Source organism: Mesorhizobium sp. M7A.F.Ca.US.007.01.2.1 (assembly GCF_003998165.1).
GTDB classification, from domain to species: domain Bacteria; phylum Pseudomonadota; class Alphaproteobacteria; order Rhizobiales; family Rhizobiaceae; genus Mesorhizobium; species Mesorhizobium ciceri.
The window spans coordinates 1-12,594 of record NZ_RZQP01000011.1 but is presented as its reverse complement, the minus strand read 5'-3'; the positions used below and the strand labels follow the sequence as shown (position 1 = coordinate 12,594).

Here is a 12,594-nt window from a genome sequence, read left to right as displayed (position 1 = left end):
TCTTCCATTGCGTCGAGCATCGGTTCGCGCAGTCTGTCCCAGCATAAATCAGCAACAACCAAAGATGTGCAGGCAAGCTATGTCCGAGCCAGATCGTATCATACGCCTCAAAACCGTCCTTGCCCGGACCGGCCTGTCCCGGTCGACCATCTATCGCAAGATCGCCGAAGGCACGTTCCCGGCCCAAATCAAGATCAGCGTCAGTGGCGCCGGTTGGCGTGAATCCGATCTCAATCGATGGGTTAACGATCCAGTTGCATGGCGAGCAGAGCGTTAGCTCTGATTGCGAGACAAACGAACGCCAGGGCCGCCGCCGTTCTCTGGGATGAATTCGATCCCCGCAGCTTCGAGTGATAGCTTCAGCGCTTGCAGGATGGATTCCGATGCGGATTTCGAACCACGTTCGAACTGCACGATTGTCCTCAAACTTACCTTGGATAAATCAGCCAGTTCCTGTTGAGAAATGTCGAGAAGCCCACGGGCCGCGCGAATTTGGGCCGCACTTACGTTCATTGTTCAAATGCCCTGTTGCACAAAAAGTGCAAATATGCTTGTTTTGGGAAACGACCGTTGGAACTGGTGCGTCCGCTTCCAACAGCCTAACCACGCCTAAACTCTGCGGAGCTCGGATCATGGCTGATTCCGACCATAGCACGACTATGCCTCCGGTCACGAATGGCAAGACTGCCAATGCGTTGAACCGGTTGCGGGATGCAGACCCCGTAATTCTACTGCTGCGAGATTGGTCGCGGGCGCACCAAGTTTCTCAGGTCCTTTGCCGACTTCAACAGCGTCTAGAGAGGCGTTTTCTCAACGCTGGATGCTCAGAAGCGGTGGATAAGCAGGTCGACTATTCGATCGCCTGCCAGGCGGAGGTCGAGGCCACAACCGCGGCTTTGAAGCTTCAAGACAAGCTACCGCACATACGGGCGCGGTCGCTTTTAGGCATCGTCGCCAAGCTTGAAATCATTGCCGGCGCAGATCGCGACATCGACGACCCCACAGATTTTCCCTGGCCGCATATTGCGTCGGTCCTTGATGACCTGAAGGAAATAACCGGGAGCCTGCCATTCGAACAGCCTCAGCGATCTGTCGTTCACGCGGACTGCAGGCATTATCAGGCAATTGCGGCCGACTTCGTCGGTTTGCAAATGCAGTGCGCTAGCCTCCCTTTGGGGCAGGGGCCTGCGTTGGGACAACATGGTCCAGAATAAACTCATGCATTGAAGGCGGCTGTGCGTCACTGAACGCGGGCTTGAAACATAGAGCTAGGCCGATGCATTTCGTGCCGGTGCGCGATTCACGAAGCAATCTCGAATGAGCGACCCCTTGTTGTGATCCGGGCTACCGTCCTACGCGGGTGAGGAAGTCATATATGACCTGATCCAGGATTTCCGAAGGGTCGTTGGCAAAATCGCGATTTGGCGTCCCGATCTCCATTTCCCGGCGCAATTGGGTCTGGCGAATGTCGAGCATCTCCGCAAGGTGCTTGTCGTGAAGCAGGACGAACAGCTTGCCACCTTCTCGCATCGCCCCAAAGGCGGCCAATTCCGCGTTCTCTTGCGGGTCTTTCCGACTGACCAAGAAACAAACAGATCGCAATGCGCCCACGTTGACGTAGCGCTCCGTCGAGTAGATTTGGTTTGGCGTGATCCCTTCGCTGTAGTTCTTACACTCGAATATGATCGCTCTCGTACGGAAGTCGCGAGTTAGCGTGTCCCAGAAGGGATGTCCCGCTCTAACTCGATACACAATGTCCAGGATATCTAAACCATCCTCGGTCCGACTTTGCGGCCTGGGATCGACAAGAAAGTCGCCAAAGAGGTAGAAAACGATCTCCTGTATCACTGCCTCGTAGGCCTTGGCGCTATCCCGTCCTGGTGGAAGAGCAGCAAGCTTCTTCCGCAGACGTTCGCCTTCATTTGCCGGGTCTTGCCTCGCGGCTCCGCCAAAGGTTACCTGTCCTCCTGAAATTGTAAGGCGTCCCGTGTCTGCCTCAAGGTGGTAGGGCGTCTCGGCAAAGCCACGCGCCAGGGCACCGACGTACTCGACCTCGGCAAGCTCCTTGAAGTACTTCTGGAAACGTTTCTTTAGTCCGATGTGCCTATGGGTGAGGCTGTGCAATTCCTGCTCTAAGTGCGTCCTATCCCACACCTGGATCGCAAAGTTGCGCTGAGCCCAGAGGAGATGTTCAGGCTCTACGGTGCAACTGAGAATGACAACATGGCTGCCGGCTTGATCAACCAGCGAGAGAAGCGCCTTGGACCGCGCTACGGTATCTCTCAACTCACTTAGGCTTGGCGGATTTGACGGCACAACCTTCGTGTCGATCGATAGCCGATCTTCCTTTGAGTTGGCCAGTATGTCTGCTGCTTGCGGCCACCCTGCCGTAGGTCGCCAATCCAGGGTTGTTGTGTAGCCTTTAGCGCGAATCAGCTCTTCGCAAAGCCTCACGAACTCCTCACCAAGCCTTCGAACTTCCATCATACGCTCCCGCCAGCCCACCAATCGCTATACCGGCAGTCTGACGGCCTCGACAAGCGCCCGCTACGGCTTCTCCAGGTTCTGCTCTGCGCAACGGGGCTCGCTGAAGTCTAGGGTCTTCGCCTGGCCGTCCTGCGATTGTGCAGACTGGCTAAGTGCGGAGCCTTCGGGTTGCAAGTGCTATGGTCCACTGCTATGGAACTTGAAGTCTCGGCCCCGAAAAGCTCTGTCTTTTCAATGCTGGGTGTCACGTTTGAGGGACTTCAATCCTCTCTGGCAGCCCAGTTTTTTCAGTAAACTACAAGAGGTTTGCTGGCGCAAATCCCTTCTATGTAACTTTCATGTACCGGGCAGGCGAAGTGTTCGCACTGGGCTTGAGAGCGCCGCAAAAAGCGGGTCGTGTCTCCGAGGAAGGGGGGCATGCGATCGAACCGCCTCGGGGAAGCCAAGTTTTTCAAATAATTCTGCTGCTGATAAATTAGCTAAATAATCCTGTGTAATTTTCATGTAACTCCCTTTGCATGGGTGTCACGGGTTCAAATGGCGTTCCGCCCACAAAAATTCCAATTACCTGGAAGAAGTGCGACCCTAAGGGTCTTCTCACACAAGTTTCCTGCAATTCGACCTTGGGCGACATAAATAGAATACTTCTGTGTATTACCGATACCACCTGAGATAGCGACGTTGATAACCTACAGTCGCTAGCGTAAGACCGCTCCCACAATTGTCGCGATAGGATGTTCGCTCTTGCAGCTCCACGATCCAGTCCGCCAGGTCAGTTTCATCCAGCAGGCCTTGTCGCAGAATCGAAAACCAATAGCATTCTTTATCGGGGCTGGTTGCCCACTATCCGTGCGCGTTGAAGAAACCGTCAACGGGGAGACCATGAACCGACCGCTGATTCAGGACGTCAGCGGCCTAACCACTACCATCGCTGACGCGCTGAAGAGCAAGGAGGAAGGAAAGCCATCCACTTGGGACAAGATCGTGGAAGTGGCGGAGGAGGACGGTACCGATACCAAAAACATCGAGCTTCTGCTTAGCAAGATACGCCAACTGAGTGGCGTAGCAGGCAAGGGCTTGGTACGTGGACTTTCGGCCGACGAGCTCGACAAGCTCGACGATCAGATTTGTAGTGTCATCTCGGATCAGGTCGACAGGGAGCTCCCCCACAGGGATACTGCCTACCACAATCTGGCGATCTGGGCTCGTTCAATCCGCCGAGCGCAGCCAGTCCACTTGTTTACGACCAACTACGATCTATTGCTCGAGCAAGCCTTGGAGGAGAGTTCAGCCCCCTATTTCGATGGTTTCGTCGGGACGCGCAGGGCGTTCTTTGACCTAGGGGCCGTCGAGGACGAGGATTTGCTCCCTCCTCGATGGTCGCGCCTATGGAAGATCCACGGCTCGCTGAACTGGCGCCTCGACGCCAACGGAGCGGTGGTGCGAAGTAACGAGAAGACAGGTGCCCGGTCCTATCTCATCTACCCATCGCATTTGAAATATGATCAGAGCCGTAAGATGCCTTATCTGGCGATGCTCGACCGTCTCAAGTCCTTCCTGCTTAAGCCTTCGGCGTTGCTATTCGTATGCGGATACTCGTTCGCCGACGAACATATTAATGACGTCATATGCCGCAGCCTCGAGACCAATTCGACAGCACAAGCCTTCGCTTTCATGTACGGCAAGCTAGACGAGCCGAAGTACGAGTACGGTCGCAGGTGCGCGTTTTCGACGCCCAATCTAAGTATGCTGGGGTTCGATAAAGCGATTATCGGTCGCAATCACGGCGAATGGCGAGGGGACGGAGCTGACGAGTTGGAGCTGCCGCAGAACGTGATCGTCAGCGATGGAGCAACGGTCTCGGTCCGGCTCGGCGACTTCGCGGCGTTAGGCAATCTTCTTCGTGGCCTTGCCGGTGAGCAGGAGCAGTCGGATGAAGCCTAGCGGCTTGAGCGATGCCACCGTGATTGGCGCCGTTCAGGATGTGAGTGGTACGTCTGTAAGCGCTACCTTGCGAGCAGATCGCTTCTCAGGCCTGAGTTTTGTCGGCGGCCAAGGCTACAGGATTGGCCAGATCGGCAGTTTCGTAAAGATTCCGGTCGGCTATGTAGACCTCTTCGGAATCGTTTCGCAGGTCGGCGCGAGCGCAGTGCCGGAGAGCCTAGCAAAGGCGATGCCAAATGGCCAGCGCTGGATAACAGTGCAACTGGTCGGTGAGGGATATCGATCAGGAAAATTCCAACGAGGCATATCCCAGTACCCAACTATCGACGACGAAGTCCACTTGGTCTCCGAAGCCGACCTCCATTCCATCTATGGAAGTTCGGGTAGGCAGAACCACTTTGTCAGGATAGGTCACATCGCCGGCAGCGAGTCGATTGACGCCCTGGTTGACATCAACAAGCTTATCACCCGTCATTCGGCGATTGTAGGCACGACCGGTTCCGGCAAGTCGACCACAGTCGCCGGAATCCTGAATGTCCTGTCGAACACTGAGCGGTTTCCCTCCGCCCGGATTGTTGTGCTGGATCTCCATGGAGAATACTCGCAAGCCTTGGGTGATCGAGCAAACGTTTTTAAGGTCAACCCAGACGAACGCAGGGATACCGAACGCAAGCTCTGTATCCCATTCTGGGCGCTGAGCTTCGACGAGCTGCTGCGCGTCACCTTCGGACCGCTGCCGGCTGACGGTAAGGCCAGGAACATCATCCTCGAGCGAGTAATCGAGGCAAAGGCACATTCTCTGAAGGCTAATCCAATTGACGGAGTAACGACTGAGACCGTCAGTGCCGACAGCCCCGTCCCATTTTCACTCAACAAACTGTGGCACCAGCTCTATTGCACCGAATTCGGAACCTACTACAGCAACAAGGGGAGCGCCGCGGACCCCGCGAATTGGGCCTATGAAATTGACGTCAGCGGTAAGCCGCTCCTAGGCGACGCAGAGGCCGGAATTCCGCCCCGTTTCAAGAAGATCAAAAACGTCAAGGAGGACCCAGAGAAGATCAATTATATCCCGGACGGGCTCAACCTTCGCGGCCAACTCGAATCCCTCGGGTCGAAGCTACGGGTTTCACGATATGATTTCCTGCTGCGTGCCGGCGATTGGCATCCCGACCTTGATGGAAAGATCGTCAGCGGTTTGGCCGACTTGATGAAGGATTGGGTCGGAAGTCCCAATCCCGTTACCATCCTCGATCTGTCCGGTGTTCCGTCGCAGATGACGAACGACATCATCGGCAACGTGCTTCGAGTTCTCTACGACGGATTGTTCTGGGCGAGGAACCAGTCGGAAGGCGGTCGGGAACGCCCGCTCCTGGTCGTCATGGAGGAGGCCCATGCGTACCTCAATGACAAGTTCGAAAGTGCCGCCTCAATCGTAACGCAACGGATCGTGAAAGAGGGGCGCAAATACGGAATTGGCGCAATGATCGTCAGCCAACGGCCGTCCGAGATCAATCCTACTATTCTCTCCCAGTGCGGAACGTTCTTCGCCATGAGGCTCAGCAACGCATCCGACCGATCGCACGTGACAGGAGTTTTGCCAGACAATCTGGAGGGGCTCACGAACATGTTACCCATCCTCAGGACAGGGGAGGCGATCATTCTTGGCGAGGCTGTTGGGCTGCCGATGCGGACGATGATCCAAGCCCCGCCAAAGGACCGCCGTCCGGACAGTCAGGATCCGGTGGTTTGCGACGAGTTGCCGCCTGAGGAATCCACGACTCCCGGCGGGTGGAACATCAGCAAAGTGAAGCACCCTGACTACGGTAGTTTCGTCGAGACCTGGCTTGCGCAGAATCCAATCCTGAGCACGAAACCTAACACAAGCGGAGAGTAACAGTGGCCTTGCAAGATTTTCCACCATACACCTCGTCAAATATTGCCGGGCTGAGGTACGATAACGAACAGATGCTGCTGGAGGTCGTCTTCAATGGCGGCGCTGCCTACCACTATTTCGACGTTCCGCCGCAACTAGTCGACGAGTTCAAGGCTGCGGAATCCAAAGGCGTGTTCCTTGCCGAGCGCGTCAAGGGCCATTATCGCTATAGCAAAGTTTGAGCATGGCAATCGTTAGTCTGGATCAGAAATCGGGGAGAGTTCACGTCTCCTCCTTCGAGATCGAAAATCGAATCCTCTTCGAGTTTTTCAACAAGATCGGCATTGGTGATCGTGACGAGCAGTTCCACAAGGCCCTCTACATCGGCGTCTTAGCGCTGATGGAGGATCGGCTCTCAAGCTTCTTTTCTCGAACGAGCAACGAGCTTGGAACTGAGTTGGAAAGCCTCAAGCTCATCTTCGACATGAAGAAGGAGCTGTTTTACCGATCGTCGGTGAAGGGCGTGCTAGCTGAAGAGGACATCGCCGAGTTCTTAGTCGGCTTCTTGGAGGAGCAGCGGCTGCCAGATCGGGTTGAGCTGACAGGCGACGTCGCGGGGCGCCTCCACAGGAACAAGACTGGGGACATAGTCTGCTACCTCAACGGCGACGGAGGGCGTCGCATAGCTATCGAATGCAAATTCGACAAAGGTATTCGGCTAGGCGACATCCAGAGCAAGGATGTTTTCACGCGCAAATCAGACACGGCTTGGAGCCAGCTCCTAGAGGCGCAGGCTAATCGCGATGGGCGGGCCGGCATCATCGTATTTGATCTGTCGTTAGTCGACAGCTCCATCTTGAACGCCATCCAGGACGTTAGGTTCGTGTCGGCCGTCGGCTTCGTCGCGATCATTGACTCCCAGAAGGGGGACTACAAGAACCTGGCCATCGCCTACATGCTTGCGCGAGACGTTGTGCTCAACACCAAGGAAGTCTCATTGGACGTGGATGTCCTGAATGTCCTCCTTAACCGCATCATCAAGGACCTAGTTGACGTCACGTCCATCAAGGCCCTGGTTTATGCGAACATCAACAACTGCAAGAAGATCATCTCGCAGATAGAAAAGAGCATGCTGCTGATGGAATTTAGTCAACGTTATTTTGTGAAGTTCCTCGCAGAGGGAACCCTTTCCAAGCGAGATCTGCTGGAGTTTTATGCGGGAGAAGAAGTGAGGGATCGCTTTAGGCTAATCGAGCGAGAGATAAACGAACTGGCCTCATGACTACGCATAAGCATTGCTATAAAACGCAAACGGGGAATTTTCAGCAGATCGATCTATCACTTAGAGCGGGTGCAAATCGAGACGAGAATAGTATTTACCGCTTCATTCCCACTATGGGGCGTTCGCGTCATTTTTCGTCGGTCTGCGACATAGGAGGGTTTCGTTTTGAATAAGTTGTTGTTGAACCTCGAGAATTGTTACGGGATCAAGAAGCTCAAAGCTGATCTAGATTTCAGTAATACGAACGCGATCGCGATCTATGCCCCGAACGGTGCTATGAAGTCGTCACTGGCAAAAACCTTTCAAGACATAGCTGATGGTAAGAGCAGTGGTGATCGAATATTCAAAGACCGCATCAACAAGCGAGTCGTGAGCGACGAAAAGGGGGTGGCGCTATCGCCGGAAAGCATCATGGTCGTGCTTCCCTACGAGGAAGCCTTTGGTCACAGCGAAAAGACGTCCACTTTGCTGGTGAACAGCAAGCTTCGCGAGGAGTACGAAAAGCTTAATCTTGGCTTTGAAGACGCCAGGCAGCGGCTACTCGCGGCACTGAAGCAACACACAGGCTCGAAGAAAGACTTGGGACGCGAGATATCTTCGACCTTCACGCCGGGTGGGGACCAATTTTACAAGGCGCTGTTGCGCGTTCAGGACGAGCTCATGAAGCAGAAGACCGCGCCGTTTGCTATGGTCAAATACGACGTTATCTTTGATGACAAGGTGTTAGCCTTGCTGGACAATGCCAACGTAAAGGCTAGCATCGAAAATTACATTAAGCAGTACAACCAGCTGATAGCAAAATCGACGTACTTTAGGAAGGGTACGTTTACGTACTACAATGCCTCGGAAATCACCAAAAATTTGGCTGACAACGGGTTTTTCAAGGCCAAGCACTCTATCAATTTTAATTCAGGAGCGAAGCTTGAGATCACAACCGAGCAGCAGCTGAAGGAGCTGGTGGACAAGGAAAAAGAGGCGATCAACAACGATCCAGATCTTCGGAAGAAGTTCGCGGCCGTTGAAAAGCTGATCACTAAAAATGTCAACGTCCGGCAGTTTGAAACCTACTTAACCGACAACGAGGACCTGCTGCCCCACTTGGCAAGCATGCCGGCGTTCAAGGAGGAGGTCTGGAAGAGTTACCTGTTCACGTTTCTGGACCTCTATAAGGACGTGATCGAAAAGTATCAGGCAGCGGAGAAGAGGCGCGGCGAGATCGAGGCTGAGGCTGCAAAGGAACGGACGCAGTGGGCGGACGTGATCGAGATCTTCAACGACCGCTTCTTCGTGCCATTCAAGCTGGTTCCTAAGAATTTTACGGAGGTGGTCCTCGGCCGGGAACCAATACTTAGCGTCGGATTCACGTTTGAGGACGGGGCAGACACTGCGTCGGTAGAGCATGCGGATCTGTTGGCTACGCTCAGCACGGGCGAGAAAAAGGCCCTCTACATCCTAAATATCATTTTCGATATCCGTGTGCGTCAGGAAGCGGGTCAAGCAACCTTTATGGTGGTCGATGATGTCGCGGATTCCTTCGACTACAAGAATAAGTACGCCATCATACAGTACCTCAAGGACGTCGCAGAGGGCGATGGCTTTCAGCAGGTCATCCTGACGCACAATTTCGATTTCTTCCGGACCATTAAGAGCCGCTTCGTTGGTTATGGAAATTGTCTAATGGTGTCGCGCAACAGCGACGGCATCACCTTGGCCAAGGCGGCCGGCATAGACAACGTGTTCGTTAACGATTGGAAGGCGCACTTCTTCAACGATTCCAAAAAGCGCATCGCTTCTGTGCCTTTTATGCGGAACCTCATTGAGTTTACGAAGGGAGATGGCGATGCGGGCTATCTCACACTGAACTCGCTGCTGCATTGGAGGGCCGATACGGCAAGCACTACTGAGGCCGAGTTGGACGAGATCTATCAGGGGCTATTCGGGTTAGGTCAAAAGCCGGTTGATGACCGCACAGGTTCCGTCGTCAACGGTATCTACGCCGCGGCTAGCGAGTGTCTGGTGGCACCCGATGGCGCGAACTTCGAGCATAAAATCGTGCTGTCTATCGCCATTCGGCTAAAGGCTGAAGAGTTCATGGCTGGCAAAATCAACGATCCGTCTTTCCTTGCGTCAATTTCCCAGAACCAGACGCCGAAGCTTCTCAAGCGCTATACTGCGCAGTTCAGTGGCGATCCATCTGTGAAGGTGCTCGACAAGGTGGTGTTAATGACCCCGGAAAACATCCACCTCAATGCGTTCATGTATGAGCCAATCCTAGATATGTCGGACGAGCATCTCCGCAAACTTTATGGAGAGGTGGTCGCCCTTGCTTAGTCACCGGTTTCGATAGTGTCGATTGAAGTTCTACCCCTGCCGGCGGTCACAGATAGTCATGTAGCTTCCATGGGTGCGGCCTTGCGCTTCTTCTTCATCAGGAGCTCGCGGACAAACTTGTCCCACCGCGCCATGGCAGCACGCTTTTCCGGCATATAATTCCAGCGATCGTAGCTCTTGGAACTGACGTCCTGCAGAGTGTGGTTCTGCAATCGGTCTCGGATCTCTTTCGAGAGCCCTGCCTTACCGGCAAGCGTCTTCCAGGTTCGGCGGAGATCGCGGTTTGTCACGACGGGGATGACCTCGCGATCACGTTGGCGCCACATGAACGAATAGAGCGTTCCATGACTGACTGGCTTGGACGGGTCGGTTGCGGATGGGAAAAACCAGCCAAATTCATTCGGTATGACCGACCCGATAAGCTCGGCCGCGATCTTGGGCACGGGGATGGCGTGAGGCTTTCCATTCTTAGTCTTGGACCAATCGATGATGCGCTCGGCCGCATCCCATTGATCGACGTGAAGCCGAGCGATCTCCTCGACCCGCTGGCCGGTCAGCATGAGAATTCTGACGGCACGCGTGTAAGGTGGGTGGACCGGCGCGTTGGGAGATTCGAGCCAACGATAGAGACGGATAAATTCCTCCTCGTCCAACCAACGCGTTCCAACGTTTTTCGGTTCGGTTGGAATACCTGCAGCTGGATTGTAGACGAGACGAAAGCGACGGACCGAGGTTGAGCGGTAGTCGTGCTCGGATTTCAGCCCCCAACTGTAGGCCGATCGAATATAGCTGCGAACATGATCGGCCATGGACCGTTTGCCTCGCTGATAGATCGGGCGAATGATGTCTCTGATCTCATCGGGCTCGATGTCGCGGGCAGGGCGGTTGCGACCGAGCGAATCGGCGATCTTGTTCAAGCCCTTTTCGACCTCTTTCCAGGACGGTTTTCCATCTGCCTTGAGCGACGCGACGTAAGCCTCGAACAGATCGGCGACCGTGCCGGGTCGCGTGTCGCCCGCAATCTTGATGCTACGTCCCTTCTGGATCATGTCGGCGAAGTCGCGTCTGAAAATCTCGCGGGCCTGGCGGAGGCCCATTGACGGATAAGAGCCGAGCTTTTTCTTGAGACGCTTTTGGTCTCGCCACTGCTGGGCCATCCAGTCGGCCGTTACGCGGGTCGGCATTGGCTTTATCACGAGGACGAGGCGCCCTGTTCCGTGGCCCTCGCCATCGACAAGGTTCTGCTGCTTTCCGGTCTCCTCGACCTGCTTCAAAGCGCGGCGAATTTCTCCATCGGTAAGGCTTGGCACTGGGTCTCCCGTAGGCTTTCGAGTGGGATCGGCTGACGGGTAGTAGGGGTCTGTGGCTGGGTTCAAAACGGGCTTTGATCCCCCTAAAACCGACCCCAATATGCCACGGTATCCGGCTCTGCGACAAGTCGAAAAAGCAATATGTATCAACGTGCTAAAGAGTGCTTGTGCGTGATTGAAAAGAGGCGAGTGGGATGATTGTGGACCAGGATAATGGCAGTCGCCGAGAGTTCGAGCGCCCGCTTGATCACTTCTCGCGGGTAGACAGGCGTGTGGTCGACAGTACCCGTCTGCTGCACCTCGTCGGCGATCAGCGCGTTCTTCTTGTCGAGGAACAGGATGCGGAACTGCTCGCGCGCCTCGAAGGCCATTGCTGAGCGGCAATAGTCGAGGAGCTGCTGCCAGGACGAGAGGATCTCGCGGCCGTGGACCTCGCCGCGTGCCATGCGCTGCGCCGTTGCGGCGAGGATTTTCAGGTCGAGTGCCACCGCAGGGCCGATGCCCTTGACCTCCTGCAGCAGGCCCACCGGGGCGCCAAGCACTTCGGCCAGCGTGCCGAAGCGTGCCAGCAGCGCCTTGGCCGCCGGTTTGGTGTCGGCACGAGGGATCAGGCGAAAGAGCAGAAGTTCCAGAAGTTCGTAATCGGGCAGGGCGTCCGGACCCGCCAGGGCAAAGCGCTCGCGCAAGCGGTCGCGATGGCCGAGGTAACGCGGCTTTTCGTCGAGCGTCGCCTTGGCTTTCGCAGCAGGCCGCATCGGCGCTTCGGAGAAGAAACTCCGCTCGTCATCGTCGCTTGTGTTCCCCATACCCCGCCCACATTGCTCCGGCACAGACATTAGAGCTGTTCTGGCCTGGATTGAAACAGTTCCGTTCTCCGATCGCGAGACGATCCACGGCAGATCGTGGCAGCCCGCTGTCAGCCTATGGCCTCCCTATACGGCAAGATGAAACCACGATTGCGCAACAAAACTTAACATCACTTAACGCATGCGGCCACTTTCACCTGACATGGTGACGCCACCGGAGGCTCTTTGCCTCGCTATACTGGAGCACGCATGTTCGCCAAAATTGACTCTGGACTATTTGCCGGCCGGGCATCTCTTGCGGTCATGGCAATCCTGCTTTCAGCCCATTCGGACGGCGCGCTGGCGGCAGACGCCATTGCGGTGAATTCCGACGATTTTACCCTGCCGCCCGAGCCTTCCCGTTTCGGGCGCTTCGAACAGAAACTGTCCGACTGGCACGTCGTGCTCGGCGGCGGCGCCATCATCGTCCCCAAATACGAGGGCAGCAATGAGTTCAAGATCATGCCGGTGCCTTTCGTCACGGCGACGTTCCTCGACACGGTGACGATCGATCCGACA

At 55.2% G+C, this 12,594-nt stretch carries 11 protein-coding genes and 1 pseudogene; 8 read left to right on the top strand and 4 right to left on the bottom strand.

Annotation, left to right across the window (positions count from 1 at the left end; all coding sequences use genetic code 11):
* Window positions 1-79: 79 nt before the first annotated feature.
* Window positions 80-277, top strand: a complete 198-nt coding sequence (locus EN949_RS03700; protein WP_127365642.1) for an AlpA family phage regulatory protein — start codon at window positions 80-82, stop codon at window positions 275-277.
* Here the strand turns inward: EN949_RS03700 and EN949_RS03695 are convergent.
* Complete coding sequence (locus tag EN949_RS03695; RefSeq protein WP_127365643.1) at window positions 274-513, bottom strand: helix-turn-helix transcriptional regulator; 240 nt, start codon at window positions 511-513, stop codon at window positions 274-276. The two genes, EN949_RS03700 and EN949_RS03695, sit on opposite strands and share 4 nt — an antisense overlap.
* A 119-nt stretch (window positions 514-632) precedes the next feature.
* Between EN949_RS03695 and EN949_RS03690 the strand changes: the two genes are divergently transcribed.
* A complete protein-coding gene (locus EN949_RS03690; protein ID WP_127365644.1) occupies window positions 633-1,214 on the top strand; it encodes a hypothetical protein in 582 nt (193 codons plus the stop codon).
* Window positions 1,215-1,344: 130 nt separating this feature from the next.
* Here EN949_RS03690 and EN949_RS03685 read toward each other — a convergent pair whose 3' ends face one another.
* Window positions 1,345-2,487, bottom strand: coding sequence for a hypothetical protein (locus EN949_RS03685; protein WP_127365645.1), 1,143 nt, complete (start codon window positions 2,485-2,487; stop codon window positions 1,345-1,347).
* Between the two features lie 744 nt (window positions 2,488-3,231).
* Here EN949_RS03685 and EN949_RS03680 point away from each other — a divergent pair.
* The 5 genes from EN949_RS03680 to EN949_RS03660 all read left to right on the top strand — a co-directional run bounded on the left by EN949_RS03680 (window position 3,232) and on the right by EN949_RS03660 (window position 9,920).
* The gene (locus EN949_RS03680; RefSeq protein WP_127365646.1) at window positions 3,232-4,431 is read left to right on the top strand and encodes an SIR2 family protein; all 1,200 of its coding nucleotides are present in this window, start codon (window positions 3,232-3,234) and stop codon (window positions 4,429-4,431) included.
* Window positions 4,432-4,435: 4 nt separating this feature from the next.
* Window positions 4,436-6,328: an ATP-binding protein gene (locus tag EN949_RS03675; protein WP_206523554.1), complete on the top strand. Its 1,893-nt coding sequence runs from the start codon at window positions 4,436-4,438 to the stop codon at window positions 6,326-6,328.
* A 2-nt stretch (window positions 6,329-6,330) separates the two neighbouring features.
* Window positions 6,331-6,549, top strand: a complete 219-nt coding sequence (locus tag EN949_RS03670) for a KTSC domain-containing protein (RefSeq protein WP_206523555.1) — start codon at window positions 6,331-6,333, stop codon at window positions 6,547-6,549.
* A 2-nt stretch (window positions 6,550-6,551) separates the two neighbouring features.
* On the top strand, window positions 6,552-7,589 hold the full coding sequence (locus EN949_RS03665) for a hypothetical protein (RefSeq protein WP_127365648.1): 1,038 nt from the start codon (window positions 6,552-6,554) through the stop codon (window positions 7,587-7,589).
* Window positions 7,590-7,754: 165 nt separating this feature from the next.
* Entirely contained in the window at window positions 7,755-9,920 is a 2,166-nt protein-coding gene (locus EN949_RS03660) for a phage infection protein (protein ID WP_127371634.1), read from the top strand.
* Between the two features lie 56 nt (window positions 9,921-9,976).
* Here the strand turns inward: EN949_RS03660 and EN949_RS03655 are convergent, their stop codons facing one another.
* On the bottom strand, window positions 9,977-11,230 hold the full coding sequence (locus EN949_RS03655; RefSeq protein WP_127365650.1) for a site-specific integrase: 1,254 nt from the start codon (window positions 11,228-11,230) through the stop codon (window positions 9,977-9,979).
* Window positions 11,231-11,376: 146 nt separating this feature from the next.
* Complete coding sequence (gene radC / locus EN949_RS03650) at window positions 11,377-12,036, bottom strand: DNA repair protein RadC (RefSeq protein WP_127365651.1); 660 nt, start codon at window positions 12,034-12,036, stop codon at window positions 11,377-11,379.
* A gap of 249 nt (window positions 12,037-12,285) precedes the next feature.
* Between radC and EN949_RS03645 the strand changes: the two are divergent.
* A pseudogene (locus tag EN949_RS03645) lies at window positions 12,286-12,594 on the top strand (MipA/OmpV family protein); the annotation flags it as partial.

What these genes read in the sequence shown, in the direction of transcription:
- radC (WP_127365651.1), bottom strand. Translation starts at nt 12,036, where the DNA reads ATGGGGAACACAAGCGACGATGACGAGCGGAGTTTCTTCTCCGAAGCG.
- EN949_RS03665 (WP_127365648.1), top strand. Translation starts at nt 6,552, where the DNA reads ATGGCAATCGTTAGTCTGGATCAGAAATCGGGGAGAGTTCACGTCTCC.
- EN949_RS03685 (WP_127365645.1), bottom strand. Translation starts at nt 2,487, where the DNA reads ATGATGGAAGTTCGAAGGCTTGGTGAGGAGTTCGTGAGGCTTTGCGAA.
- EN949_RS03695 (WP_127365643.1), bottom strand. Translation starts at nt 513, where the DNA reads ATGAACGTAAGTGCGGCCCAAATTCGCGCGGCCCGTGGGCTTCTCGAC.
- EN949_RS03700 (WP_127365642.1), top strand. Translation starts at nt 80, where the DNA reads ATGTCCGAGCCAGATCGTATCATACGCCTCAAAACCGTCCTTGCCCGG.
- EN949_RS03690 (WP_127365644.1), top strand. Translation starts at nt 633, where the DNA reads ATGGCTGATTCCGACCATAGCACGACTATGCCTCCGGTCACGAATGGC.